Origin of the sequence: Halorubrum aidingense JCM 13560, assembly GCF_000336995.1 — an archaeon.
GTDB lineage: Archaea > Halobacteriota > Halobacteria > Halobacteriales > Haloferacaceae > Halorubrum > Halorubrum aidingense.
The window spans coordinates 172581-198935 of the sequence record NZ_AOJI01000029.1 but is presented as its reverse complement, the minus strand read 5'-3'; the positions used below and the strand labels follow the sequence as shown (position 1 = coordinate 198935).

At 66.0% G+C, this 26355-nt stretch carries 27 protein-coding genes and 1 tRNA gene; 17 read left to right on the top strand and 11 right to left on the bottom strand.

Annotation, left to right across the window (positions count from 1 at the left end; all coding sequences use genetic code 11):
- Nucleotides 1-72 precede the first annotated feature (72 nt).
- Entirely contained in the window at nucleotides 73-879 is an 807-nt protein-coding gene (locus C461_RS13015) for a PHP domain-containing protein (RefSeq protein WP_152418403.1), read from the bottom strand.
- A 188-nt stretch (nucleotides 880-1067) separates the two neighbouring features.
- On the opposite strand from C461_RS13015, the gene C461_RS13010 reads away from it, so the two are divergent.
- The gene (locus C461_RS13010) at nucleotides 1068-1352 is read left to right on the top strand and encodes a DUF5789 family protein (RefSeq protein ID WP_008001952.1); all 285 of its coding nucleotides are present in this window, start codon (nucleotides 1068-1070) and stop codon (nucleotides 1350-1352) included.
- Between the two features lie 75 nt (nucleotides 1353-1427).
- Here C461_RS13010 and C461_RS13005 read toward each other — a convergent pair whose 3' ends face one another.
- Entirely contained in the window at nucleotides 1428-2477 is a 1050-nt protein-coding gene (locus tag C461_RS13005; RefSeq protein WP_008001951.1) for a DUF5784 family protein, read from the bottom strand.
- Nucleotides 2478-2610: 133 nt separating this feature from the next.
- Here C461_RS13005 and C461_RS15875 point away from each other — a divergent pair, with 133 nt between their 5' ends.
- The gene (locus tag C461_RS15875) at nucleotides 2611-2778 is read left to right on the top strand and encodes a DUF5786 family protein (protein WP_008001950.1); all 168 of its coding nucleotides are present in this window, start codon (nucleotides 2611-2613) and stop codon (nucleotides 2776-2778) included.
- 121 nt (nucleotides 2779-2899) lie between these two features.
- On the opposite strand, the gene C461_RS13000 is transcribed toward C461_RS15875, so the two are convergent.
- Together C461_RS13000 and C461_RS12995 are read right to left on the bottom strand one after the other, a co-directional pair.
- Nucleotides 2900-3568 (bottom strand): DUF7530 family protein, encoded by a 669-nt coding sequence (locus C461_RS13000; protein ID WP_008001949.1) that lies wholly within the window; start codon nucleotides 3566-3568, stop codon nucleotides 2900-2902.
- Nucleotides 3565-4506: an NAD(P)H-binding protein gene (locus C461_RS12995; RefSeq protein WP_008001948.1), complete on the bottom strand. Its 942-nt coding sequence runs from the start codon at nucleotides 4504-4506 to the stop codon at nucleotides 3565-3567. Before C461_RS12995 ends, C461_RS13000 begins: the two co-directional genes overlap by 4 nt.
- Before the next feature lie 126 nt (nucleotides 4507-4632).
- Between C461_RS12995 and C461_RS12990 the strand changes: the two genes are divergently transcribed.
- Genes C461_RS12990 through C461_RS12975 form a run of 4 tightly spaced genes read left to right on the top strand, consistent with a single transcriptional unit; the run spans nucleotide 4633 to nucleotide 7377 of the window.
- Nucleotides 4633-5547, top strand: a complete 915-nt coding sequence (locus C461_RS12990) for an MBL fold metallo-hydrolase (protein ID WP_008001947.1) — start codon at nucleotides 4633-4635, stop codon at nucleotides 5545-5547.
- 54 nt (nucleotides 5548-5601) lie between these two features.
- Nucleotides 5602-6207, top strand: coding sequence for a PspA-associated protein PspAB (pspAB, locus tag C461_RS12985; protein ID WP_008001944.1), 606 nt, complete (start codon nucleotides 5602-5604; stop codon nucleotides 6205-6207).
- Between the two features lie 4 nt (nucleotides 6208-6211).
- Complete coding sequence (locus C461_RS12980; RefSeq protein WP_008001942.1) at nucleotides 6212-6745, top strand: hypothetical protein; 534 nt, start codon at nucleotides 6212-6214, stop codon at nucleotides 6743-6745.
- A complete protein-coding gene (locus C461_RS12975; protein ID WP_008001941.1) occupies nucleotides 6742-7377 on the top strand; it encodes an IMPACT family protein in 636 nt (211 codons plus the stop codon). The genes C461_RS12980 and C461_RS12975 overlap by 4 nt, the downstream gene beginning before the upstream one ends.
- Before the next feature lie 171 nt (nucleotides 7378-7548).
- On the opposite strand, the gene C461_RS12970 is transcribed toward C461_RS12975, so the two are convergent.
- Nucleotides 7549-9186 carry a DNA-directed DNA polymerase II small subunit gene (locus tag C461_RS12970; protein ID WP_008001940.1) on the bottom strand — a complete coding sequence of 546 codons (1638 nt, stop codon included), beginning with the start codon at nucleotides 9184-9186 and terminating at the stop codon, nucleotides 7549-7551.
- Nucleotides 9187-9338: 152 nt separating this feature from the next.
- Between C461_RS12970 and C461_RS16115 the strand changes: the two genes are divergently transcribed.
- A complete protein-coding gene (locus tag C461_RS16115) occupies nucleotides 9339-10325 on the top strand; it encodes a S26 family signal peptidase (protein WP_008001939.1) in 987 nt (328 codons plus the stop codon).
- A gap of 7 nt (nucleotides 10326-10332) precedes the next feature.
- Here the strand turns inward: C461_RS16115 and C461_RS12960 are convergent, their stop codons facing one another.
- Both C461_RS12960 and C461_RS15680 read right to left on the bottom strand, forming a co-directional pair.
- Nucleotides 10333-12075 (bottom strand): Cdc6/Cdc18 family protein, encoded by a 1743-nt coding sequence (locus C461_RS12960; protein ID WP_049906655.1) that lies wholly within the window; start codon nucleotides 12073-12075, stop codon nucleotides 10333-10335.
- 507 nt (nucleotides 12076-12582) lie between these two features.
- Nucleotides 12583-12720: a hypothetical protein gene (locus C461_RS15680; RefSeq protein WP_156062200.1), complete on the bottom strand. Its 138-nt coding sequence runs from the start codon at nucleotides 12718-12720 to the stop codon at nucleotides 12583-12585.
- Between the two features lie 737 nt (nucleotides 12721-13457).
- Here C461_RS15680 and C461_RS12955 point away from each other — a divergent pair.
- The 4 genes from C461_RS12955 to C461_RS12940 all read left to right on the top strand — a co-directional run bounded on the left by C461_RS12955 (nucleotide 13458) and on the right by C461_RS12940 (nucleotide 16787).
- Complete coding sequence (locus C461_RS12955) at nucleotides 13458-14099, top strand: Era-like GTP-binding protein (RefSeq protein ID WP_008001937.1); 642 nt, start codon at nucleotides 13458-13460, stop codon at nucleotides 14097-14099.
- Nucleotides 14099-14539 (top strand): DUF2073 domain-containing protein, encoded by a 441-nt coding sequence (locus tag C461_RS12950; protein ID WP_049906653.1) that lies wholly within the window; start codon nucleotides 14099-14101, stop codon nucleotides 14537-14539. Before C461_RS12955 ends, C461_RS12950 begins: the two co-directional genes overlap by 1 nt.
- On the top strand, nucleotides 14540-15226 hold the full coding sequence (locus C461_RS12945; RefSeq protein ID WP_049906651.1) for an OapC/ArvC family zinc-ribbon domain-containing protein: 687 nt from the start codon (nucleotides 14540-14542) through the stop codon (nucleotides 15224-15226).
- Nucleotides 15227-15605: 379 nt separating this feature from the next.
- Nucleotides 15606-16787: an aspartate kinase gene (locus tag C461_RS12940; RefSeq protein WP_008001933.1), complete on the top strand. Its 1182-nt coding sequence runs from the start codon at nucleotides 15606-15608 to the stop codon at nucleotides 16785-16787.
- A gap of 152 nt (nucleotides 16788-16939) precedes the next feature.
- Here the strand turns inward: C461_RS12940 and C461_RS12935 are convergent, their stop codons facing one another.
- Nucleotides 16940-17413: a hypothetical protein gene (locus C461_RS12935; protein ID WP_008001931.1), complete on the bottom strand. Its 474-nt coding sequence runs from the start codon at nucleotides 17411-17413 to the stop codon at nucleotides 16940-16942.
- 116 nt (nucleotides 17414-17529) lie between these two features.
- On the opposite strand from C461_RS12935, the gene C461_RS16335 reads away from it, so the two are divergent.
- Entirely contained in the window at nucleotides 17530-17619 is a 90-nt protein-coding gene (locus C461_RS16335; RefSeq protein ID WP_449271979.1) for a hypothetical protein, read from the top strand.
- A 10-nt stretch (nucleotides 17620-17629) separates the two neighbouring features.
- Here C461_RS16335 and C461_RS12930 read toward each other — a convergent pair whose 3' ends face one another.
- Both C461_RS12930 and C461_RS12925 read right to left on the bottom strand, forming a co-directional pair.
- On the bottom strand, nucleotides 17630-18208 hold the full coding sequence (locus C461_RS12930; RefSeq protein ID WP_008001929.1) for a DUF7090 family protein: 579 nt from the start codon (nucleotides 18206-18208) through the stop codon (nucleotides 17630-17632).
- 103 nt (nucleotides 18209-18311) lie between these two features.
- Nucleotides 18312-18755, bottom strand: coding sequence for a hypothetical protein (locus C461_RS12925; RefSeq protein WP_008001927.1), 444 nt, complete (start codon nucleotides 18753-18755; stop codon nucleotides 18312-18314).
- Nucleotides 18756-18871: 116 nt separating this feature from the next.
- On the opposite strand from C461_RS12925, the gene C461_RS12920 reads away from it, so the two are divergent.
- The 3 genes from C461_RS12920 (at nucleotide 18872) to cgi121 (ending at nucleotide 23063) form a co-directional block, all read left to right on the top strand.
- A complete protein-coding gene (locus C461_RS12920; protein ID WP_008001925.1) occupies nucleotides 18872-19549 on the top strand; it encodes a class I SAM-dependent methyltransferase in 678 nt (225 codons plus the stop codon).
- Nucleotides 19550-19938: 389 nt separating this feature from the next.
- Complete coding sequence (locus tag C461_RS12915) at nucleotides 19939-22389, top strand: ATP-dependent DNA helicase (RefSeq protein WP_008001922.1); 2451 nt, start codon at nucleotides 19939-19941, stop codon at nucleotides 22387-22389.
- Nucleotides 22386-23063, top strand: coding sequence for a KEOPS complex subunit Cgi121 (gene cgi121, locus C461_RS12910; RefSeq protein WP_008001919.1), 678 nt, complete (start codon nucleotides 22386-22388; stop codon nucleotides 23061-23063). The genes C461_RS12915 and cgi121 overlap by 4 nt, the downstream gene beginning before the upstream one ends.
- Nucleotides 23064-23219: 156 nt before the next feature.
- Here cgi121 and C461_RS12905 read toward each other — a convergent pair.
- Nucleotides 23220-23292: transfer RNA gene (locus C461_RS12905), tRNA-Gln, on the bottom strand.
- Between the two features lie 223 nt (nucleotides 23293-23515).
- Here C461_RS12905 and C461_RS12900 point away from each other — a divergent pair.
- Both C461_RS12900 and C461_RS12895 read left to right on the top strand, forming a co-directional pair.
- Nucleotides 23516-24109, top strand: coding sequence for an IMP cyclohydrolase (locus tag C461_RS12900; protein WP_008001917.1), 594 nt, complete (start codon nucleotides 23516-23518; stop codon nucleotides 24107-24109).
- Between the two features lie 52 nt (nucleotides 24110-24161).
- Nucleotides 24162-26297 (top strand): S9 family peptidase, encoded by a 2136-nt coding sequence (locus C461_RS12895; RefSeq protein ID WP_008001915.1) that lies wholly within the window; start codon nucleotides 24162-24164, stop codon nucleotides 26295-26297.
- Nucleotides 26298-26355: the final 58 nt, after the last annotated feature.

Below are 26355 nucleotides of genomic sequence, written 5' to 3'. Positions count from 1 at the left end.
TCGGGACAGTCGAAAAGAGGAGGGGAACGGCGACGGGCGACGATGGGCGGGTCGTCACGCGCAAGCCCCGCGTCACGCGCTGGAAACGGGGTCTGGGAGCCGTTCGCGGACGGGCTCGAACGCCGCGGCAGTCAGCCCCGCCGCCGCGAGGGTGTGCTCGTGGGCGTCCGATCCGCCCGTCAAAAGGAGGTCGGCCTCCTCGGCGATCGCCTCAACGCGGGCGTCGTCGACGGCGCGTCCGTAGGGGTAGAATCGCTCGATCGCGTCCAGATCGCGGGCGACGTCGAGTGCGGCGTCGACGTCGTCGTATCGGAAGGGGTGTGCGAGCCCGACGATCGCGCAGGCGTCTCGGAGCAGGTCGACGCCGCGATCCAGCGAGGTCACCTCGCGGGCGACGTAGCAGGGGCCGTCGTCGCCGATCAGTTCCTCGAACGCGTCGGCGTAATCGTACGGCGCCGGGGACGCGTCGATCGCGCGGGCGATGTGCGGGCGCCCGAGCCCCGGACGCGGGTCGAGGTCGAGGTCGACGCCGAGTCGCTCCTCGACGCGATCGAGGATGGCTGCGCCGCGCTGCTCGCGGTCTCGCTGGAGCCGATCGATTTCGGCGTCGAGCGCCTCGGTGTGTTCGACCGCGTACCCGAGCAGGTCGAGTCGCTCGAAGCCGGCGTCGACGCGCAGCTCGATCCCGCGAACGATCCGGATCCCGCCGCGGTCGACGACGGGTGCCGGGAGATCGGGATGGACCCGGTCGTGGTCGGTGATCGCGACCCAGTCGAGGTCGGCGTCGCGAGCGACCGCGGGCACCTCCGCGAGCGACATGGTCCCGTCAGAGACGGTCGTGTGCGCGTGGAGGTCCGCGACGAGTCGGTCCGTGTCCATGCGGATCATTCGGCGACCCCGCACTAAGCGACGGCGGTCGGACACGAGATGCGGTAGACGGAGTGCTGGCCTCGGTCGAGATCCAGAGTCATGACACCGAGGCACATATAAGGCGATACAAGGTATTCACCCCGACTAAGGTTGTGCATGGACAATCATTAAGAACCATCGGCGATTTGGAGTAGTTGATGCGCTTGAATGGCGTCGACGACCGACTCGAACGGCACCAATATCCGACGACCTCGGAAGAACTGATCGCGGCCCACGGGAACGCGACCGTAGAGCTCGCCGACGGCTCCGAGCGTCTCGGAGACGTGCTGGAGCGGTTCGGTGAGCAGACATTCGACGACGCGGAGGACGTGTTCACCACCCTCCGCGCCGGCGTCTGTCACCGCGGGATCGGTCGACGGTTCTATTCGGACCGCGATCCGGCGACAGGCGGCGAGGACGGCCCCGCTCCGGTTTCGTTCTGAACGGACGCCCGGAGTCGGATCGGGTATTTTTATGAGACGCTTGCCGCCCGCGAGCCGCCGGAATCCAGAGCGGCGCTACGACACCCACTCGATCGCCGGAGACAGATCGAGCGGCACGGCCCCTTTCCGGTACCCCTCGATGTGCCCGTTGGGGCGCGCCCGAAGGACGACGGCCGGTTTGTGCCGAACCGCGGGCTTCGCTTCGCGCACCGCAGCCCAGTCGTCGTCGGGGAACGAGGTGCAGTCGACGAAGAGCGTGACGCCGCCGCCGTGCGCCTCCAGCTGGCCGCTCGTCTTCGTCTCCGCCGTGTCGCGCACGGCCGCGACCGGATCGGTTGCGGACCGACCGGAGACGGGTTGAGGCCGCGTCACCTCGACCAGCGACGCCTCGCCGGTGTCGGGATCGGTGGCCCGGTAGTCGAGCGAGTGACCCGTGGTCACCTCGATCTCCGGGGTCACCTCGTAACCGGCGTCGGTGAGGATCCGCGCCGCGGTGAACTCCGCGATCGTCGCGCTCATTCGCACCAGATCGAGCGACCGGGACGTGCCGAGCTTCCCGGCCATCGTTTCGCGGTACTCGTCGAGCGTGCCCGGACGAAGCGTCTCTTCGACGAACCCGGTTCCCGCCTCTCGCGTCGCGTCGGGGAAGCCGGCGGCGTGGTCCCGGAAGAACGCCCGAGTCGTCTCGGACCCGTCCTTCGAGCAGAACACGGGGAGGAAGTACCACGACACGTGCGGGAACGCCGCGAGCCACGGCTCGTCGTCGTGGAGTCCCGCGAGAAGTTCGCGCTGGGCCCAGCGGGAAAGCGGGTACGCCACCTCGTCGAAGCCGTACTTGTTGGTCCGCCAGAGCGCGCTCGGCGTTTCGGTGTTCCCGAGCCAGTAGCCGGCCGGCTCGCCGGCCGCACCGACGGGTGGATCCGGATCGCTGTCCGTCCACGAGAAGAGCGCGAACGAGCCGTCGTCCATGTCGAACCGGCGGGCCGTGTAGCCGGGCGGCGGGCTGAACCACGGATCGCCGGCCGTCGCTCCGAGGTTCTGGTCGAGCGGCCGTTCAAGCTTCGAGCGGACGCGGTCGGCGTTCCACCGGCCGGCCGCGCGCCTGAATCGGAGCGGTTGTGCCACGGGAGTAGTATCACGTCCCGCGTCTAATCGGTTCCGGTGACACGAACCCGGTAGGACGCAATCATTTCAATAATTGTATACTTAACCGACACATATATGACGGATAGATTCTAAGTGAGTATGTACCATGTCAATGGGTGCCTATGACGAGGCCGAACACGAGCGTCGTGAGAAGAAGACCAGCGAAGTCGACGCCGATTTCGACGCCGTGCGACCGGAGTACTCCGGCTCGCTCACGTACGATTCCGGCGACTCCGCGGAGGCACTCCTCGACAAGTTCCAGGAGCTCCAAGGCGAGTGAGACGGCAGCGCGCGACCCTTTTTTAATCGACTCGTTTGGCGGCGGAGGTGGCTAGTCGTCACCAGCGGGAAGCGACGGAGCCGCGCACCGTCAGGTCGGCAGTATCGCCGTCGTACCACGGTCAGGTCAGCAGTATCGCCGTCGTACAGACGATCGCGACCGCGAGGACATGTCCGACGACGGCTCCCAGGAGGACCGGCTCTTCGAGGAGGAACGGCACGAGCGCGAGTTGGAGGACGGAAAAGCCGATGTTCTCCGCGTCGAGCCGCCGGACGAGGGACGCGTCGGCCGGTGAGACCTCCACGTTGACCGCGCGCCACAGAGCGACGACCGCGCTCCACCAAGACGTGCCGATCCGGTAGGTGAGGTCCCAGAGGATCAACAGCGTGAGGTAGACGACCGGGAGCGGCGGGCGGGGACCGAACAGCCGATCCAAGAGCGTTCCGTCCCACGCTATCAGATAGGTCAGCAGGGCGATGAACGCGAGGACGCCCAGCACGATTTCGATGCTCGACCCGAACAGCAGGCGCTTGTGTTCCGGCGGCGTCGAGAGCCGGCGGTTTCCGGCGCCGAGCCGGTGCATCTCGATGCTCCCGACGGCCGCCACGACGACGGCGACCGTACCGGCGAGGACGGCGTTCCACAGTCCGTAGTACCACCCCAACGCCACCACCCCGACCTGGAACAGGACGAACTGGATCGCGACCGCGGCCGCCCGAGAGATGCCGAGCCCCGGAATTCCGCCCACGAGACTCTCGTACACCCACGTCTCGCCGTAGTTGCGGCTCACGAACCGGATCCCTCACTGCGTTCGGCCGCGGGCTCGGATCCCCTCGGTTCGTCGATGGCCCGTGCGACGGCGACTTCGAAGGGCGTCTGTTCGATGGGGACGATGTCGCGGATCCGGTCGTCCTCGACGATCACGGTGTTACGGAGCCCCTCGACGAGCGATCGAGCGAGGTAGGGGTTGACGTCGGTGACTAGGCGGAGCCACTTCGCCGACAGTTCCGGGCTCAACACCGGAACGCGGACGATCCACAGCCGGTGGCCGAGTTGGCGGCGGGTCCGGCGGAGTATTTCAGCGTACGTCAACACCTCCGGTCCGCCGATCTCGAACGTGTCGTCGGCCGTCTCGGGGGCATCGAGCACGCCGGCGAGGTAGCCGACGACGTCGTCGATCGCGATCGGCTGACAGAGGGTGTCGACCCACTTCGGCGTCGTCATCACGGGGAGTCGGCTCGCGAGCCCGTGAACGACCTCGAAGCTGGCGCTGCCGGCGCCGATGATGATCGCCGCCCGGAGCGTCGTGAGCGACGGCCCGCCCTCGGCGAGGATCCGTTCGACCTCGCGTCTGGACTGGAGGTGTTGAGAGAGCCCCTCTCGGTCCTCGCCGAGCCCGCCGAGGTAGATCACTCGGCCGACGCCCGCGGCCGTCGCCGCCTCGATGAAGTTTTGCGCACAGTTGCGGTCGCGCTCCTCGTACCCGGGACCGCCGTCCATCGAATGAACGAGGTAGTAGGCGGCGTCGACGGGGTCACCGTCGATCTCGAAGGCGGGCGGGAGCGTGTCCGGTTCAAGCAGGTCGCCCTCGACGACGTGCACCCCTTCCGGCGGAGCGTAAGCGTCGGCGTCGCGAACGAGCGCGACCACCTCGTGACCGCGGGCGAGCAGTGTCGGAACGAGCCGGGTCCCGACGAATCCGGTGGCACCGGTGACGAGCACGCGCATACCGATCTCTCGGCGGGCCGAGGTATAAGTCCCGCCACGGTGGCCCGGTGAACGCGACGCACAGAGGCGGGAGCGACCGCTCGCCACGACCGATTCCTAAAAGGGGACGGCGGGAGTCGTTCCGGCATGCACGCTGGCGAGTTCGAGCCGGTTCACGGCGTCGAGGACCTGTACGTCCACGATACCGGGATGTTCGACACCGACGAGTACGGCTCCGTGTACGTGTACGACACCGAACGGCCGATCGTGATCGACACGGGAACCGGGGCGAACCGCGAGTCGCTGTTCGAGACGCTCGACGCGATCGGGATCGGGCGCACGGAGCTGGCGTGGATCCTCCCGACGCACGCGCACCTCGATCACGCGGGCGGGGCGGGACACCTCGCCGAGCGCTACCCGAACGCCGAGGTGCTCGTCCCCGAGCGGGGCGTCCGGCACCTCGTCGACCCGGGCGCGCTCATCGCCGGGACGAAGTCCGCCGTGGGAGACCAGTGGCGGCACTACGACGAGCCCGCGCCCGTACCGGAGGACCGCATCTCGGGGCTCGTCGAGGGCGATACGATCGACCTCGGCGATCGCGAGCTCGTCGTCCACGAGGCGCCCGGGCACGCGCCCCATCACGCGGTGTACCACGACCCGGACGCCGGCGTCGTGTTCACGGCCGACGCCGCCGGGATCTACGTCCCCGAAGTGGACACCGTCAGGCAAACCTCGCCCCCGCCGCAGTTCGATCTGGACCAGTGTCTCACCGACCTCTCGACGATCGAGTCGCTCGACCCGGAGTACCTCTGTTTCGGTCACTTCGGTCCGCGAGAGTACGACCCGGCGCTGATCGGCGAGGCGAAGCGCGCGTACGTCGAGTGGGTCGAAGCCGTCCGCGCGAAGCGGGCGGCGCTCGGCGACGACGAGGCAGTCGTCGAGCACTTCGAAGCCGCGAGCCGGGACGTGGAGTTCTGGAATCGCGAGCGCGCCCGCGCCGACGCGAGCCTGAACACGCGCGGCGTGTTGGCGTACCTCGATTCCGTCGACGAGGAGGAGTAGCGGCAGGCGCCGACGGAAACGTCCTAAACCCCGCGTCGCCTACCACCGTGTAAGATGGGCATCTTCGATACGATCCGCGCCGTGCTCGGGACGAGCGCCGAGACGGACGCGACCCGCGAGGCCGACCCCGAGGACCTCTTCGGAATGTCGACCGCGTACATGACGATGGAGGCGGAGCTCGGCTACGACAACTGCGGAGAGGCCGCGCTCTGTTTCTCCGGCGTCGACAGCACGCGGTTCGACGAGGCCGTCGAGACCGTCGAGGCGATCCTCGAAGCCGGTGAGGTGGACACCGGAACCGGATTTCACCGACACGAAGACGACCACGGCTACCAGTGGTTCGTGCTCGAAGACGACGATCCGGAGGACCTCGTGACGAGCATCCACTTCGCCGCCGATCAGTTCATCGAGGAGGGATTCGGCTCGCGACTGCTCGCGGCCGTCTTCGGCTTCCAGGGGGCCGACGGCGACGCCTACTGGATCTACTCGTTCCGCCGCGGCGCGTACTACCCGTTCGCGCCGAAGGGGGCGAACGATCGGAACCAGCGAGTCGAGTTCAAACTGCAGTCGGTGCTCGACGGCGAACTCGGCCTCGAAGACGACGAGTCCTACTGGTACCCGCTGTGGCCGGACGCGCCCGGAAACCACCCGTGGGAGTGAGTCGATGCGTGGGAACGAATCGGCGCGTGGGGACGAATCGACGCGCGGCGGTGAGTCGATGAGCGACGAGGCCGGCGCCGCCGGACGAAACGCGCCGAAAAAGCGAGTTCTCCGGTCCGTCGCGGCGCAGGCAGCGGTGTTGAGCGCGGCGGTCCACTTCCTCTGGGCGTGGCCGCGGCTCGGCGAGTTGGGCGATCCCCGTCCGGCCGTGTTCCTGCTCGGGGGCGCGTTCACCGTGGCGATCGCCGTCGCGACGCTGCGCGCCGACGAGTACCGGCGGCTGTACGCGCTCGGCGCCGGAACCCTCCTCGCGTTCCTCGTCGGCTACGTCGGCTGGCACGGCGCGGGCGTCGCCGCGGCGCTGGCGGCCGACCCGCTGGCGATCGTCGCCGCGGTCGCGGAAGCCGTCGGCACCGTCGCGTTCCTCGCGTTGTACCGGCTCGCACCGCCGACGAGCGTCGTCGTCGAACGGCGCCGCGGCCCGGAGGCCGGCGGCACCGAGAACGGAGACGCCGAGAGCGGAGGCACCGAGTCGTGAGCGACGAGACGTACCTCACGGTCGCGACCGCTGCGACGGCGGCGTTCGAGGTGCAGGGGTCGGAGTTTCTCGGGCACGTCGCGCCGGTCGACACCGTCGACGAGGCCGAGGCGTTCATCGAGCGGGTCGACGCCGAGTACGACGACGCGACCCACAACGTGCCGGCCTACCGGGTCCCGGCCGGCGAGGCGTCCGCTCGGACGCCGGGAGGCGACGTGATGCTTCGAGAGTACTCCTCAGACGACGGCGAGCCGACCGGATCGGCGGGAAAACCGGCGCTGAACGTGCTCCAACAGCGCGATATCCGGAACGTCGTCGTCGTCGTGACACGCTACTACGGCGGGACGAATCTCGGGGTCGGCGGGCTCGCGCGCGCGTACTCGCGAGCAGTGAAAGACGGCGTCGACGAGGCCGGCGTCGTCGAGGAGCGCCCGCACCGGCGGCTGCACGTGGAGACCGCGTACGACGACTCGGGGACGGTCCGGGGCGTGATCGAGTCGTCGGGCGTCGAGTTCGACGCCGACTACGACGAGCGCGTTCGGTTCGACCTCCGCGTTCCGGTCGCCGACGTGGAATCGCTCGTCGAGCGGCTCAACAGCGCGACGAGCGGCCGAGTCGACATCGATCGGTAACCGGTATCCGATCGGTAACCGGTATCCGATCGGTAGCTGGCCTCCGATCGGTAGCTGGCCTCCGATCGGTAGCTGGCCTCCGATCGGTAGCTGGCCTCCGATCGGCAATTGGTCTCCGTGTCGGGGAGCGCGAGCAGGCGACGCGTTGACGAAAAGCGGAGAACCGCGGCGTCACGCGAACTTCCGGACCGTCATATCGAGCGTGTCGAGGTCGAGGATCGGCGCGTAGCCCGAGTCGGGGTCGATGTTGACCGACTTCTGGAAGTCGGTCTGCGCCTGCCAGCAGCCGGAGTTGACGGCGAGCACGTTGTGGTACTTCCCCCAGCCGAGCTTGTGGACGTGGCCGGTGTGAAACACGTCCGGAACGTCCTCGATGACGAGGTAGTCGCGGTCCTCGGGAGCGACGCGGGTGTGGCCGCCGAACTGCGGGGCGACGTGGCGCTTCTTGAGAAGTTGGTACATCGCTTTGTGCGGCTCGTCGTAGCTCGCCTTCTCTTCCGGGAGCTCCGCGATCACCTCGTCGAGCGAGACGCCGTGGTACATCAGGACGTCGACCCCTTCGACGGTGACGGTGGCCGGGTTCGAGACGATCTGCGCGTCGTGGACGTCCATGATCGACCGCAGTTCGTCGTTGAACCCCGGCTGCGGCTCAGCGAGGCGGACCGCGTCGTGGTTGCCGGGGATCATGACGATCTCGGTGTCGCCCGGCACCTCCTTGAGGTGCTCCGCGAACGCCTCGTACTGGTCGTAGATGTCGACGATATCGAGCTCCTCGTCCTGGTTCGGGTAGACGCCGACTCCCTCGACCATGTCGCCGGCGAGCAGGATGTACTCGACGGGATCCGCCTCCGGCGTGTGGAGCCAGTCGGTAAAGCGGCTCCACGCGTCGGCCATGAACTCGTCGCTGCCGACGTGGACGTCGGAGATGAGTGCGGCCTGTACGTGGCGATCGGCCGCGCCGGTCCGGTGGGTCCGCGGGATGTCGGGGAAGTGCAGGGAGTCGGCGAACAGGATCCCCGAGTCGTCGGCGAGCGTCCCCTCGACGGCGACGCATTCGTCCATCAGGATCTCGTCGACGACGTCGGCGAGTCCCTTGTCTTTCATGATCAGCGCGGGGAACGTTCCGGTCGTGTCCTCAAGCTCGACGAGCCAATGGCCGGACTTGGTCGACCGGACGTCGTTGACGAGACCGATCATGGCGGCGTCGCTGCCGCCGGGCATGTTCTCGATGGCTTCCGCGGGTCGGTGGTTCACGCGACCGCGGAGCATCTTTGAGAGGCGTTCGTAGCGGTCCCGGAACGTCCGGACGAAGTCGCGGTACTCGCCGGTCCCGGTGCTCCGGCCGGTCATGTCGTTGCCGACGTCGAGCTGTCGTCGCTCGGGGTCCCGCGCGTGTCCGGAGTCGCCGGCGCGAGGGGCGGTGTCGACGGCGCTGTCGACGGCGCTGTCGACGGCGCTGTCGGCGGCGAAATCGTCGGGATCGGTAGATTTGGTAGAGGCGGCGGAAGTATCGTTCCCGACGGAGGCGTCTCGATCGGTGGCCGTGTCGCTATCGAGAGATGACCCCTCCGTTTCGACTGGAGATTGGCCGGGCGATGCGGTATCGACTTCGGCAGGAGGGGAGCCGAGCGTCGTTCGAACGTGGTCAGCGGTGATTCGGAGCGCGTCGTCGGGTGCGGAGTCGACGGCCGATTCGAGAGCTCTCGCGGAATCGGGTGCACTCGCCAGTAGGGTGACTGCCTCGCGTTCCGCGTTGTATCCCCGTCTGGCCAGTTCCTTGACGATTCGGGCGTTCGACTCCAGCGGCACGACAACCGAAACGGGAGTACGACTCAAAACGATTCCGGAGCGAGGTACGGTTCAAAACGATCCCGGAGCGAGAACCGATCGCCGACCGTGTGCTCGCGCGGTCGTCGGTCGGACCCGGAAGCTTATGAACAGAAGCCGCCAATCGTGTGGTAATGGACGAAGGGGATCGGCCGGTGGCCGACGACGGTTCCGACGACCTGACCGATCCGGACGTCGATGCGGTCGACGGAGCCGATACGCCGGACGGTCCCGACGAAACCGTTTTTCGCGAAACTCCCCGAGAAAATGCTGAGACAGTCGACGAGAGTGGCTGGTACCGGTTCCGTCACGACGAGGACGGGGCGTTGATGTGGATCAGAGAGATGCTTTCGAGCGTCGCGATTGTCCTCGTGTTGGGGCTGCTCCTGTTCGGCGTCAGCGGCGTGTGGCCGCCGATGGTCGCCGTCGAATCCGGAAGCATGGAGCCGAACATGGAGGTCGGTGACCTCGTGTTCGTCACAGAGCCCGGACGGTTCGCGCCCGACGCCGCGACCAACGACATCGGCGTCGTAACGCACGAAGAAGGGACGGCCGCCGACTACCGGACGTTCGGGTCGTACGGATCGGTCGTGATCTATCAACCGCCCGGCCGCACGGCGTCGCCGATCATCCACCGAGCCATGTTCCGCGTCGAGGAGGGCGAGAACTGGTACGATCGGGCTGACGACCAGTATCACAACGCCGACGACTGCGGTGAGCTCCAACACTGTCCCGCCCCGCACGGGGGGTTCATCACGCTCGGCGACAACAACGGCGCGTACGACCAAGCAAATGGGCTCTCCGCGCCGGTCAGGAATGACTGGGTGACCGGGGTCGCGCGGGTCCGCGTGCCGTACCTCGGCTACGTCCGGCTGATCGCGACCGGACAGGCGAGGGTCGGTGACGTGGTAGGAATGTCGACGGAGGGCGGTGACGTGGTAGGAATGTCGACGGAGGGCGGTGACGTGGTAGGAATGTCGACGGAGGGCGGTGACGTGGTAGGAATGTCGGCGGGGGGCAGTGACCCGGTAGAGACGACTGGGGCGAGGTCACTCGGGATGAGCGGAACAAGGTCGCTCGCGGACCGGCCCGGACAGATTCGGTCGGCCGGAACTGCGTGACGTGTGATCAGTTGTCGAATCTCGCCTGAACGAACGGCTGTGCGTTTTCGATGTCACCGAGTCTGGAGTCGGAGAGCAGGACCGCCTCCGTCTCCTCGACGGGGACCGAGAGTCCCATTTCCTTCGTGCGACCGTATCGCCCCTTCGAGACCACAACGGCGTTGACGATCCCCAACATGTCGAGTTCGCTGATGAGGTCCGTGACGCGACGCTGGGTGAGTACGTCGGCGTCGATCTCCTCGCATAAGCGCTTGTAGATGTTGAACACCTCGCCGGTGTTGATGTTGTGGACTCCGTTCTTTTCGAGGAGAATAACGGCGAATAAGACGATCTTGCTCTGCGTCGGGAGGGGGCGAACGACCTCGACGACGCGGTCGAGTTCGATCTTGTCTTGCGCCTGCCGAACGTGCTTTTCGGCGACGATTTCGGCCTGTGAGCGCTCCGCCAACTCGCCCGCGGTGCGAAGCAGGTCGAGCGCGCGTCGGGCGTCGCCGTGTTCCTGGGCCGCGAAGGCGGCACAGAGCGGGATCACGTCGTCGGTGAGCGCGTCCTGCTTGAACGCGATGTCGGCGCGGTGTTGGAGGATGTCGCGGAGCTGGTTCGCGTCGTACGGCGGGAAAACGATCTCCTCTTCGCCGAGGCTGGATTTGACGCGCGGATCGAGGAAGTCGGTGAACTTCAGGTCGTTCGAGATACCCATGATGGAGATCCGAGACCGATCGAGCTCGGAGTTCATCCGCGAGAGATTATAGAGGGTGTCGTCACCGCTTTTTTCGACGAGCTTGTCGATCTCGTCGAGCATGATCACGACCACGCGCTCGTGGTAGTCGACCGCCTCGAAGAACGTCGAGTAGACGCGGTCGGTCGGCCACCCCGTCATCGGGACTTCTTCCATCTCCTCGGCGTCCGCTTCGAGCTCGTCGATTCGGTCGTCGAGGTCGTCGAGAGTTTCGAATTCGGTGTCGGTGAGAACGGTCGGATCGTCGATCGCGGCCGAGCGGCGGTCTCGGTAGTGATCGAGTCGATTCGCGATGATCCGTTGGTTCTTCTCGATGAACGTATTGGCCAACTGTGCGAGAACGCGGTACTGAGTATCAGTCACCTCACAGTTGATATACTCGACCTCACAGGGCACGTCGTACTTCTGTGACGTCGATTCGAGTTCTTGGGAGACGAACTTCGCCGAAGCCGTCTTTCCGGTTCCGGTCTTTCCGTAAATGAGGATATTTGAGGGGGTTTCCCCGCGGAGCGCGGAGACGAGAATCGTCGCCATCCGGTTGATTTGGTCGTTCCGGTGGGGGAGTTCGTGTGGAGTGTACGAGGGACGGAGGACTTCCTTGTTCTCGAATATCGGTTCGCCGGAGAGGAGGTCATCGAACAGTCCCTGGTTCTCTTCGCCGTCGTCGAGAACCACACCGTCGAAGTCGACATCCGGAGAGGAACGGTCGCGGCCACCGCTGCCGACGTCGACCCCGCCGTTGCTGGTGGCGGTATCAGCGGAATTTCCGTCAGCATTTCCGCTATCAGTGTGGTTACCAGCCGTATTCGCGTGACGAGTCGAATGAGAATCTGCGGAATCAGTATCTGCGGAGCCAGTATCTGCGGAACCAGGATCTGCGGAATCAGTATCTGAGGAAACGGCTCCGGTCGTACGGTCCGGATCGGACGCAATCGAGCTATTGCTGTTCTCGTTGTCCTCGTCGCTATCCTCCGCGTCGACCGGCTGCGGTGTGTGTTCGCCTTCGTCCATGTGAACCCCCTTATTTCAGGTGGAAACCACCCCGCGAAGCCGAGGTGTGTCGCGTATCGACCTGAAGCGTCGACATTCAGGGATATCTGTATCCGAGAATGTCCAGTTGATGCAGTCGAACCAGATGAAGAGGTGGTACTAAAGTGTTGCTCTCCGGACTCGAAACGAAGCTGTGGAACGGTCAACGGATAGATTGCCACCGGATACCGATCGAGTTCTCGATCGGCAGATAAACATCGCGGATGACACTTGAGACGTCGCGTACGAATAGTCGATAATCGAATTTAACGGCTGACTTAACCGTGTTACTAACGAATTCGGGATCCAGTTAGGACCGCATTTATGCGTTTAACCACGTTCATGCGTTTACCCACGAGTGGAGTTTACCCGCGAGTGGAAGGCTTGGGAGCATTCGAAGCGGCGTAGCGAGCAACGAGGTGCGCTCGCTGTCCCGTCTTCGGTTGGATCAACGCGATTTTCGACTGTATCAACGTATTTGAGCTGATGTTAATGGTCGGAGGTGTCATCGACACATCTGATTACGATCGATGCAGTCGGATCGGCGATCGAGGAGCGGCGGTCGCGGTGCGCCGACCACCGGTTCCAGTCGAACGGGTCGTCCTCGCAGTACTGTCCGGTGCTCATGATGCGGTACTCGTTGTGGGACCTACAGCGTCGACCCGAAACCGAGCGGTGACCGGACAAAGCCACACCTCCAACCGATTCGTGTTGTCGGTGAATCTCTCCTCCCCCCCCACCCCTTCGTTTCGGGTGGAACGGCGAAAAAGAGGGGGTGGGGGGTCAGAGAGAGGCTAATTATACCGGTGGTTTTATTACTGATATAGTAGAACAGTACCCTCGACAAACCTCGAGGAATAGTTGTTTAGTTATTCGCTTTAATTTTATTTAATTCTACTCGGATTCAACGCGGTTGCTCAACACGACCCTACACAGTCACCGATCTCCACCCGAAACAAAGGGGTGGGGGAGGGGGTCGACAGACGTGGAGCTCAATCAACGTGTAGATCAGCGAATCTGAAACGTAAGGACAAGTAAAGACAAGCAAAAAAGGTTAGGGAGCTGAAATATCCGCAAGGTAAACAGTTAGAGAAGTGAGAGGATAGGAGAGATGAGTCGACGATCTCCGAACGGGTACTACTCCTCTGGTCAATCGTATCTGAATAAATAAATTATTCTGGTAGCATACACGTATCGAGACCGCTCGAAGCGAATATCTCCCGATACGGACTGTCTGACGCAGTTCTTAAGTGAGAGGGGTATAGATTCTACTGTAATTCCCCGCACGCACACTGGCGATCGATCGTCGGGCGGTACCACGCGGCACAGTGTGTTCGGGAGAGAACACAGGACTGGAGGTCAGGATGGGACTGCTCACGAATCTCAAAGACAGCATATCACGGGTCACTGACGGGCTGTTCGCGGCCGACGAACCCAAACGGATCGGGATCTACGGACCGCCGAACGCCGGAAAGACGACCCTCGCGAACCGGATTGCACGCGACTGGACGGGTGACGCCGTCGGGCCGGAGAGCCACATTCCACACGAAACCCGGCGGGCGCGCCGGAAGGAGAACGTGGAGATCGAGCGCAATGGTCGAAAAGTCACGATCGACATCGTTGACACGCCGGGAGTGACCACGAAGGTCGACTACAAGGAGTTTCTCGACCACGACATGGACAAAGACGACGCCGTCCGCCGCTCCCGCGAAGCCACCGAAGGTGTCGCAGAAGCGATGCACTGGCTCCGCGAGGACGTCGACGGCGTCATCTACGTGCTCGATTCCACTACCGATCCGTTCACGCAGGTGAACACGATGCTCATCGGTATCATCGAGTCGCAGGATCTCCCGGCGCTCATCCTCGCGAACAAGACCGACCTCTCCGGATCAGACGTCCAGCAGATCGCGAACGCCTTCCCGCAGCACGAGACGATTCCGCTGTCGGCACTGGAAGGCGAGAATATGGACGAAGTGTACACGAAGATCGCGGAGTACTTCGGCTGATGCCGGGTTCAACCCCAAACGTCGGCGGCGGCGGTTCGCCGCCTGGTGACGGGCGCGCTTCGGACGATGGCGGCTCCGACGACGGCGTCCGTATCGACATGATCAGCGGGGCTCGCATGGAGGGGCTGACCGGCATGGAGAAGATCCGTCTCATCCTCGACGGCGTCCGCGAGGGTAACATCGTCATCCTCGAAGAAGGGCTCTCGCCCGACGAGGAGTCGAAGTTGATCGAGGTGACGATGACGGAGATCAGCCCCGACGATTTCACCGGGATCGAGATCGAGACGTACCCCAAAGCCGAGGCAACTGACCAGAGCTTCCTCGACAAGCTAATGGGCCGGAAGTCCGCTCAGAAGCTCACCGTTATCGGCCCGGCCAACCGGATCGAGACGCTGCACAAAGACGAGAACCTCATCAGCACGCTCGTCTCCCGTAAATAAATGCCCCACCAATGTACCACGTGCGGGCGCACGTTCCGTGACGGGTCTAAAGAGATGCTCTCCGGCTGTCCGGACTGTGGCGGGAACAAGTTCCAGTTCAAGCCGAAAGGAACGTCGGCCGACGAGGAGCCGAGCCCTCCCGACGCTACCCCGAGCGCGCCCGCTTCGTCGCCGTCCGAAACACCGTCCGCTTCGTCGCCGTCCGAAACACCATCCGCTCCGTCGCCGCCCGAAACACCGTCCGCTTCGTCAGGAACGGCGGCGCCGGGAGAACCGACGGATCCCACGGGTCCGGCAGATCCACCGGCCTCGGCGGAGCCGAGAGAATCCACGCAAGCAGGTAGCACGGAACGGGTCAGCGAGCGGACCGGAGAAGACACCGCCCAGGCGAGCGCCCGTTCTGATGTCGTTTCTCCGGACGAACTGGACCGAGCAAGTCGCGATGTCGACCCCGACGCTGGTCCTGGCTCTGACTCTACGAGCGCCGAGGAAGGCCCTCGTCCCGACATCGGCGAACTCCGCGACGAACTCAACGAGCAGTTCGAGAGCATTCGGATCGTGAGTCCGGGCAAGTACGAACTCAATCTGATGGAGCTCTACGACCGCCAAGAGTACATCATCTCTCTACAGGAAGACGGTCGGTACGTGATCGAAATGCCCGACGCGTGGGGCATCTCTGACGAGTAGGCGTTCGATCCGTGACGACACAGTACGTCTTTTCCGCGATGCGGCACTCTCTTTCATACTGCGGGGCACCCTCTTTCACGGGCGGTATCCCCCGCGAACAGGGATCGATCTCCGATTTGTAGCACCTGGCACTCGACTCGCAGCTCGCCGATCAACTGATCGGCCTACTGCTCCTGTGACCCGTCTCACCGATCGAACTCATAGCTTTGGCGACCGTTGTCGAAGAAGACACAGTTATGCGGCTTCCTCCGCTACGGGTGCGCATGCCTATCGATCACGCTTTGGTCAAGGGGTCTGAACATACCCTCCCAAAAACCAAGACCAACCACGTTCCCGCGAAGACTGACTGCCGCCGATCGGCCGCTACCAAGGTGGGCGTATGCGCGTAGTCGCCAAGTTCGGTGGGACGAGCCTCGGCAGCGGTGACCGGATCGAACGCGCCGCCGACTCCGTCGCGAACGCGGTCGAGTCGGGTCACGAGATCGCCGTCGTCGCGAGCGCGATGGGATCGACGACCGACGACCTCCTCGACGATATCACGTTCGAGACGGACGACGCCGACCGCGCCGAGATCGTCTCGATGGGCGAGCGGACCAGCGTCCGGATGCTCAAGGCCGCCCTCTCGGTTCGCGGTATCGATGCGGTTTTCCTCGAGCCGGGCCACCCCGATTGGCCCGTCATCACGAACGAGCTCGGTGAGGTCGACATCGAAGAGACGAAAAAGCGCGCGCACGCCCTCGCCGAGCGACTCGACGGTGTCGTCCCGATCATCACCGGGTTCCTCGCCGAGGACCACGAGGGCAACGTCACCACGCTCGGACGCGGCGGGTCGGACACGACTGCCGTCATGCTCGGCAACTACATGGACGCCGACGAGGTCGTCATCGTCACCGACGTCGAAGGCGTCATGACCGGTGACCCGCGCGTCGTCGAGGGCGCCCGAAACGTCGGGCAGATCACCGTCGACGAGCTTCGAAACCTCTCCTTCCGCGGTGCAGAGGTCGTGGCACCGTCCGCGCTCTCGTACAAGGACAGCGACCTCGACGTCCGCGTCGTCCACTACCAGCACGGTGACCTGCTGCGAGGCGGGACCCGAATCGAGGGCGAGTTCGAGAGCCTCATCGACATGCGCGAGGAACCGCTCGCCTGCCTCACCATCGCCGGGCGAGCGATCCGAAACCGCTCTGGTATCCTCTCTCAGCTCACGAACGCCCTCCGCGACGAGGAGATTAACATCGACGCGGTCGCCTCCGGGATGGACTCGGTCACGTTCTACGTCGACGTCGACGTCGCCGAGACCGCCGAGGCGCTGCTTCACGAAGCGGTCGTCACGGACGAGGCGCTCTCGTCGGTGACCGTCGCGGACCCGATAGCCGTGATCCGCGTCACCGGCGGCGAACTACCGAATCAGCCGGGCGTCATCCAGGACATCATCGCTCCGCTCTCGGAGGCCGGGATCAACATTATCGACCTGATCACGAGCGCGACGTCGGTCGCGGTGTTCGTCGACTGGGACGATCGAGAGGGCGCACTCGAAATCGTCCAGGGTCGTTTCGACTGAGCAGGTCGACCACTCTCTCCTGAGCGACGACGACTCCGGGAACGACTGTGGTTGGAGGAGTGACTACGACTCGATACGCGACCACGATTCGATACGCGACTACGACTCGATACGTGGCTACGCTCGATACGTGGCTACGACTCGATACGTGGCTACGACTCGATCCGATACCGCGTGGTCGTGCGGCCGTCGAACCGCGGTCCGGGCCCGGCCGGGACAAATCCGATCGCTTCCACGATCTCGCTCGCGGGGTCGCTGTCCGGAACGACGACCTCCACGCTCAGCCCCTCCCGATCGGCGAAGCGTCGAGGTTCCTCGAACAGCCGGCGAAGCGTCGGTTCGTCGCCGTCGAACTCCGTTACGTGAACCGTCTGCCCGTGAACGTCGAACGCCACGAAGCCCGCGACACTCGATCCGGTCTCTCCCTCACTCGCGGCGTCGCCTTCGTGGTCACTTCCGCTCGCGGCGTCGCCTTCGTGGTCAGCTTCTCTCCCGTCCGTTTCGTCTGCCGAGACGGCGACCCGAACCGACCGGTCGTGGATCATGTCGATCACGGCCTCACGCGGTCGATCGATCGCCGCGGCTACCGTTTCGGCGTCGGATTCGAGTGCGTCACGGACCCGCATCCCTCCGATTTCTCGCCCGTTGATAAAAAGTCGCCGCCGAGCCGCCGAGCCGTCGACGGTGCATCGATCACCGTCGACTAGGTGGTTTTAAACGACCGGCGGACACAGGACGGCGTATGAGCAAACCCACCACGATCGTTCTCGGAACGGTCAGCGTGTCGGCCGTCCTGTCGGTCCTTATCATCCTCTCGTACGTCCTCGGGTGATTGAGTCGAGTTAGACGTCGACGGTGACGTTGCCGTCGCCGTCAAGTTCGATGACGCCTTCGAACAGATCACGGAACCGGTCGAGGGTCGCGACCTCGTGGACCTCCTCGGAGAGGTGGAAGATCCCGACGGCGTCGTGCTCGTCGAGCAGGTCGAGGATGTCCACGGCGGCGTCGTACACCGCGTCGTCGTCGGCGTAGTAGGCCATCTCGGTCAGCGAGTCCACGGAAACTCGACGCTTCCCCTCGTTTTCGACGAGGAATCGTTCGACTCGGTCGACGACGCCGTCGAGGTCGTCAGGCGCTGAGACGTAGTACACGTCGTCGGTCGAACGACGCGAGTAGCCCCGTTCCACGGAGAGCGTGTCGAGGATCGTCGCCTTCGTCTCGTCGACGTCGTAGTACTCCAACTTCTGTTCGACCTCGCGGGCCGTCGTCCGCGTGGACACGACGAGGAAGGCGTCGGTGTCGGTCTTCAGAAAGTCCGTATCGATGCGGTCCGTCTCGCCGATACTCGGGTGAATGAGGAGCAGTCCCGTGCCGCCGGGAATCGTTTCCGGCCCGTTCTCGATGGCGAGCGAGTAGTCCATGGGATCGAAAACCCCCCGACCGACTTAACAATGCGGGCCGTGGCGATTCGCCCCCGTCGGTCGGTTTCGCAGGGGACGGTGACCGGTTTCGCGAGGACCCGATTCAGAACACGCTGTCGGCCGTCGCGGCGCCGACGACGCTGAACACCGCGCTGACGGAGATGGCCTTGCCTGTGATCATCCACAGATCGATCCCCGTCACGCCCTGCTGGACGAGGAAAGTGTCCGGCGCGTCGAACAGCACGGCGAGGACGGCCACGGAGCCGAACGCGACGATCATCAGCGACACGAACCGGGCGGGGATTCCCGCGATCTCTTTTTCCTCTTCGGGATCGCGGCCGGTGTCGGCCCGGTAGAGCGCGGCGTATCCGATCAGGCCGACGAGCCCGGCTGTCAGCCACCCCTGGATCGCGTTCATGCCCGCGGCCAGGTCCCACACTTCTCCGGTGACGACGAACGGTCCCGCGAGGAGGAAGCCGCCGACCGCCTGCTGTGCGGAGTCAGCGATCCGGAATTTCGGTCGGCGGAGGCTCTTCGGGCGTTTCATAGCCTTCGAAGGAACCTCGGCCGCTAAAACACCGACGTTTCCGGGTCGCGCCCGGGTGGCGCCCTGTCTCTTATACACATCTCTGATGGCGNGAGATGTGTATAAGAGACAGCGGTATGAGCGTTCGCGAGGAATTCGACCAGTGGGCGACGTCGGGGAAAGACCGCGGGATGGAGGACAGACACTGGCACACCGCCAAACACGTCCTCGCGCGGATGCCCGTCGAGGCAGACGACGCCGTCCTCGATCTCGGCACCGGGTCCGGCTACGCGCTGCGCGCGCTCCGCGAGCGCGGGATCGGGCGGGGGTACGGCCTCGACGGCGCGCCCGAGATGGCCCGCAACGCCCGGAGCTACACCGACGACGACGCGGTCGGCTTCCTCGTCGGGGATTTCGACGCGCTCCCGTTCGCGGACGACTCGCTCGATCACGTCTTCTCGATGGAGGCGTTCTACTACGCGGCCGATCCGCACAACACCCTCCGGGAGATCCGTCGCGTGTTGAAGCCCGGCGGCACGTTCTACTGCGCGGTCAACTACTACGCCGAGAACGAGGCGAGCCACGCGTGGCAGGACAACATCTCGGTGGAGATGACGCTGTGGACCCGCGAGGAGTACCGCGAGGCGTTCCGCGAGGCGGGGCTGTACGTCGCCGAGCAGGACGCGATCCCGGACCGCGAGATCGAGATCCCGCCCGAATCCGCGTTCCCCACCGACGACTGGGAGTCCCGCGAGGCGATGGTCGACCGCTACCGGACGTGGGGGACGCTGTTGACCGTCGGCGTCGCGCCCTGAGACGGCCGGTCGGTTATATGCAGCCGCTGTGGTGTTGGTGCATCGTGTGGGAATCTCGGTCGTCCATTTATAACTCACTGCGAGCGCGGGGTCACCTCTAACCCCCTCCCTCGCACAGCACCGCCTCGCACAACACCGCCTCGCACAGCACCGCCCCGCACAGCACTGCCCCGCACCTCACGCCTCCCCAGCCTCGTCGCTCGCCACCGGCGAGCGACTCCCTCGCGCGCTTCTCGCGGCCTATCGGCCGCTCGGAGGCGCGCCACCGCACGTTCTATTTATAGACGGTCGCCACCCGCAGCCGAAGCGTCCCCCTGCTGGCGACGGTGGCTCTCACCGGACCGCTCGCTTCCGACGATTTAAACCGGAACGGGGCCCAAGCACGGGTAATGCAACCGAGTTCGCTCTCCGGGCTCCCCGCGGGCGTCGGCGAGGCGCTCGAAGCGGAGGGCGTCGCGGAGCTGTACCCGCCCCAACAGGCGGCCGTCGAGGCGGGTGTCGTCGACGGCGACAGCCTCGTCGCCGCGGTCCCCACGGCCTCCGGGAAGACGCTGATCGCCGAACTCGCCATGCTCTCGGCCATCGAGCGCGGCGGGAAGGCCCTCTACATCGTCCCCCTGCGCGCGCTCGCCAGCGAGAAGAAGACCGAGTTCGAGCGGTGGGAGGACCACGGGATCACGGTCGGCGTCTCCACGGGAAACTACGACTCCGACGGCGAGTGGCTGGCGACCCGCGACATCATCGTCGCCACTTCGGAGAAGGTCGACTCGCTGATCCGCAACGGCGCGCCGTGGATCGACGACCTCACCTGCGTCGTGAGCGACGAGGTCCACCTCGTCGACGACTCGCATCGCGGCCCGACGCTCGAAGTGACCCTCGCGAAGCTCCGCAAGGTGAACCCCGGTCTCCAGACGGTCGCGCTCTCGGCCACCGTCGGCAACGCCGACGTCATCGCCGACTGGCTCGACGCCGAACTCGTCGAGTCCGATTGGCGCCCCATCGACCTCCGGACCGGCGTCCACTTCGGCAACGCCATCGACTTCGACGACGGAACCAAACGCGAGGTACCCGTCGACCGCGGCGAAGACCAGACGGCGCGGCTCGTCGCCGACGCCCTCGACACCGAGGAGGACGGACAGGGCGGCTCCTCGCTCGTCTTCGTCAACTCCCGTCGCAACGCCGAGTCGTCGGCTCGCAGGCTCGCGGACGTCACGGCCTCCAGACTCACCGACGCGGAGCGCGACGACCTCCGCGAGCTGGCCGAGGAGATACGCGGCGTCTCCGACACCGACACCTCCGAGGACCTGGCCGACGCCGTCGAACGGGGATCGGCGTTCCATCACGCCGGACTCGCGAGCGACCACCGAAGCCTCGTCGAGGACGCGTTTCGCGACCGCCTCATCAAGTGTATCTCCGCGACCCCCACCCTCGCCGCCGGCGTCAACACCCCCGCGCGCCGGGTGATCGTCCGCGACTGGCGGCGCTACGACGGCGAGTTCGGCGGGATGAAGCCGCTCGACGTGCTGGAGGTCCACCAGATGTGCGGGCGCGCGGGTCGCCCCGGTCTCGACCCCTACGGCGAGGCGGTGCTGCTCGCGAACGACGCCGACACGAAAGACGAGCTGTTCGAGCGGTACGTCTGGGCGGAGGCCGAGCCGGTCCGCTCGAAGCTCGCCGCCGAGCCCGCCCTCCGCACCCACGTGCTCGCCACCGTCGCCTCCGGCTTCGCGTCCACCCGCAACGGGCTCCTCTCGTTTCTCGACAACACCCTCTACGCGACCCAGACCGACGACGAGGGCCGGCTCGCCGCGGTCACCGACACCGTGCTCGACTACCTCGCGGTCAACGGCTTCGTCGACCGCGACCGCGACGGCGGGACGGAGAGCCTCACCGCGACCGGCATCGGGCACACCGTCTCGCGGCTCTACCTCGACCCGATGAGCGCCGCCGAGATGATCGACGGGCTCCGAACCGTCGCTCGGAATGCCGCAGGTGCAGGCACCGAGGGGGAGACGGGCGAGTTCGTCAGGACCGGGGACGACGACGGCGACGAGCCCGGGTTTGGAACGTACACGCGCCCTGGAAACGACGAGTCGCCGGCGGAGGAAACAGAGGGGACAGACGAGGAAGGGACCGAAGCCTCCGCAGTCACGCCGCTCGGGCTGTATCACCTCGTCAGCCGCACCCCCGACATGTACGAGCTGTACCTGAAATCCGGCGACCGAGAGACGTACACCGAGCTCTGCTACGAGCGCGAGACGGAGTTCCTCGGTGACGTGCCCTCCGAGTACGAGGACGTTCGCTTCGAGGACTGGCTCGCCTCGCTGAAGACGGCCCGCCTGCTCGAAGACTGGGCGAACGAGGTCGACGAGGACCGGATCACCGAGCGCTACGGGGTCGGCCCGGGCGACATCCGGGGGAAGGTCGACACTGCGGAGTGGCTCCTCCGCGCGGCCGAGACGCTCGCCCGAGACGTGGAGGGCGTCGACGGCGACACCGTCGTCGCGGTCCGCGAGGCGAGAAAGCGCATCGAGTACGGCGTCCGCGAGGAGCTGCTCGATCTGGCCGGCGTCCGCAACGTCGGCCGAAAACGCGCCCGCCGGCTGTTCGAGGCCGGTGTCGAGACTCGCGCGGACCTCCGAGAGGCGGACAAGGGCGTCGTCCTCGGTGCGCTCCGCGGGCGCGAGCGCACCGCCGAGCGCATCCTCGAACACGCCGGTCGCGAGAACCCCTCTATGGACGGCGTCCGAGCCGACAAATCCGCTTCCGCGGCTGCGACGGCCGGCTCCGCGAGCGACGACGACGGGAACGGACAGGCCAGTTTGGGTGATTTCCGATGAGCGATCGCCCTCCCGCTCGCGACGACGCCGCCTCTGAGGCCGGGGCGACCTCGCCCGATCGGCAGCCCCTGCTCGATCGGCAAGCCCCGTCCGCTCAGCGAACTCCGCCGCACCGCCTCGTCCGCGGAACCGCCGCTGTCGAGGACCTCGACGCGTTCCTCGAGGCGCTCGACGGAATCGCGGACGAGACGGGTGCGGTCGTCCAGGCGTTCGACGCGTCCCTCGTCGTCTCCGGCGCGCATCTCCGTGAGGCGGTCCGACTCGCCGCCCGAGCGATCGCCCGCGACGAGGCGGTCGCTCGCGACCCGGGCGTCGAAATTCTGCTGTACGCCGCCGGCCGTCGACAGATCGACCGCGCCCTCCAACTCGGCGTCTCGGAGGGCGAACGCCGGATCGTCGTGCTGGTCGCCGACTTCGGCGACGTCCCCGGCGCGGACCGCCCGGACGCCGACGTCGATGCGGCCGTCGAGGCGGTGCGAGAGACGGTGTTCTCGGCCGGGGCTTCGGACGAACTCGTCGCCGTCGAGGCGGATGCCGACGCCGAAACGTTCGACTGCGATCCGGACCGCGTTCGAGACGCCTTCGACATCACCGATCGCGAGGTCGCGGCCACCGCCGGCGGACTCGCGGACATCGTTCTCGAACGAGTCGCCCTGCTCGACGTCGAAAAGTAACCCCTTCTCTTCGATTGGAAACCGCAGTACCTGACGGGTTTTTGGTTCCAAACGAAACGAAATCACTGCATGGTCCGCGACGGGGGCCCGTCCGAGGGAGTTCGTCGAAGTGGAGGCGCGACGACCCGCGAAGCCGAACGAGGCGAACTGCGAGAATAGTCCATCCTGGATTCGAACCAGGGTCGTTGCCCCCAGAAGGCAACAGGATTGGCCACTACCCCAATGGACTGTGCGCATCCACCGATAACCCGTGCGTGTTTGTAAGCGTTGCGCGTCGCCGGCACCGTGACACTCGTTGACGGTCCGGCTGTATCCGTCGCCGGTATTCATCGAGCCGATAGGCGGTCTTCTCGACGGACCGATCGACCACCCGATCGACGAAGATCCACAGACCGATCGACGAACATGCGTATATCGATGCGTTTTAGCCGACTGAATAACCACGAAGCTGTATGTACGTCGGACGATTTGTCGTCGTCGCTCCGGGTATCGGCGCGTACCGAGTCTCCTCGCGGTCGTTCCCGAACCGTCGGGTGCGCGACCGAGACGGCACGCTCACCGTCGGTCCGACCGCCGACGCGCCGGAGACGGACAACCCGTACGTCTCGTACAACTGCGCGCGGTCGGTTCGGACCCCGACCGGTGACGCGCTCGCGGTCGTCGGGAACGGCTCGCACGTCGACCCGATCGCGGAGAAGCTCGAACTCGGCTACCCCGCCCGGGACGCGCTGGCGACGCCCCTGCTCGCGCTCGACTTCGAGAAGGACGACTACGACACGCCTCGGATCGCCGGGGTCGTCGGCGCCGAGACGGCGATCATCGGCGTCGTCCGTCGCGACGCCCTGCTCGTCGAGGAAGTCTCGGAGCCGACTATCGTCGCCACCTACGAGACGGACGACCCCGAGCCGTACGACCTGACGGCCACCGACGCCGCGGCGGCGGCGACGGAAGTTCTCTCGGCCGACTTCGAGCACCCCGTCTGCGCGGCGGGCGCCACCGTCGACGACGATGCGGTCACCCTCGCGTTCGACAACGACCCCGCGTAGACCGCTTTTCCGGGTTCCGACGCCTTTTGAGTCCGCCGGGCGACCGCTCGGTATGGAGCAGGTCACTGCCGTCGATTACCACGACATCGCGAAGCCCGCGGACCCCCGACTCTCGCCCGACGGGGACCGGGTCGCCTTCCTCCGCCGACAACCCACCGACGACGACGCCTACGAGTCGACGGTGTACCTCGCCGACATCGCCGACGGAGAGCCCCGACGGCTCACTCTCGCCGAGGGATCTGACGCGGAGCCGCGTTGGAGCCCCTCCGGCGACCGGATCGCGTTCACCTCGACGCGCGGCGCGGACGACGACCGCCAGCAGCTGTGGGTGCTCCCCGTCGCGGGCGGCGAAGCCCGGCGACTCACCGACGTGGTCGGCGGCGTCTCGGAGATCGCGTGGTCGCCGGACGGCGAGCGGCTCGCCTTCGTTCAATCCGTGAGCGCCGCCGACCGCGAGGCGGAGCGCGACCGCTCGGTCCCCGAGGAGTACGAGCCGGACGACCACCCGGACCCGCGGGTGATCGACCGAACCGTCTATCGCTCCGATCAGCAGTACTTCGACGGCCGTCGGTCGCACGTGTACCTCGTCGACGCGGACGCATCCGTCGACGGCGTTACCGGTACGGATCCCGCTGACAGCGTCACGAGGGTTACCGGCGTCGACGGCGACGCCGACGGCGACGACAGCGACGCCGACTTCGCCGCACCTGCGTGGGGCGACGCCGACACGCTGTATTTCACCGAAGCGATCGGCGACGATCCGGACGACTCGGTCGAGATCGCGATCCATCGCCACGACCTCGCGACCGGTGAGACCGAACGCGTCCACGTCACGACCGGGTGGGGCGCGTCGATCGCTCCGGCCGCCGACGGGCGGGTCGCGTTCACTCACACCGACCCCGACCGGATCACGATACGACAGACCGATCTCCGCGTCGTCGACGCCGACACCGGTGCGGTGACCGACCTCACCGGGGACCTCGACCGCGGACTCGGTCCCGAGATGGCTCCGCAGTGGGGCCCCGACGGGAAGACGCTCTACTTCGCGACCCCCGACGAGGGGAAAACGAGTATCTGGCACGTCCCGAGCGACGGGAGCGACGACCCCGGGCGCCTCCTCCGACCGGGGACGGTCTCGGGGGCCACCGTTGGGGGAGACGACGGCGCCGGTCCCGAGTCGGTGACCGTCGCGCTCGCGGCCAGCGAGTGGGACCACCCGGGCGACGCCTTCGCGTACGACGCGTGGAGCGGCGAACTGACCCGGCTGACGGCGCTGAACGCCGACTACCTCGACGAGCGAGCGGTCTCCGAGCCCGAGGAGATCCGGTTCGAGTCGGACGGGACGGAGATCCAGGGGTGGGTGTTGACGCCGCCCGGGTTCGATCCGGACGACGAAACGCGCGCGGACGATGCCTTTCCGCTCGCGGTGGAGATCCACGGCGGCCCCCACGCGATGTGGTCCACGTCGGGGACGATGTGGCACGAGTTCCAGACGCTCGCGGCCCGCGGCTACGTCGTCTTCTGGTCGAACCCGCGCGGTTCGTCCGGATACGGTGAGTCGTTCATGCAGGCGATCGAGCGCGACTGGGGCGCGGTCACCCTCGACGACGTGATGGCGGGCGTCGAACTCGTCGCCGATCGCGACTACGTCGACGAGACGAACGCGTTCGTCACCGGCGGCTCCTTCGGCGGGTTCATGACCGCGTGGACGGTCGGACAGACCGACTACTTCCGGGCGGCCGTCTCCCAGCGCGGCGTGTACGACCTCACCGGATTCTACGGCTCGACCGACGCGGCTTACAAGCTCGTCGAGGGTGACTTCGACGCGGTCCCCTCCGAGGAGCCGGCGTGGCTGTGGGAGCAGTCGCCGACCGGCCACGCCCACGACGTCGACACGCCCACCCTCCTCATCCACTCCGAGGACGACACGCGAACCCCGATCTGCACGGCGGAGCTGTATCACCGAATCCTTCGGACGAACGGCGTCGATACCCGGTTCGTGCGCTATCCGCGCGAGGGTCACGAGCTCTCTCGCTCCGGCGAGCCCGCCCACATCGTCGACCGAATCGAGCGGATCGCCCGCTGGTTCGACGGCTACTCCGACCACCACGACGTCCCGCGAGCGCTCGATCGCCCGGCCGACGACGGGCTGAGCGCCGCGGACGACGACCAAGAGACCGACGAGTAGGGAACCGGCAGACAAGAGCCGCCGAACAGGGAACCGACAGACAGGAGACCGCCGAACA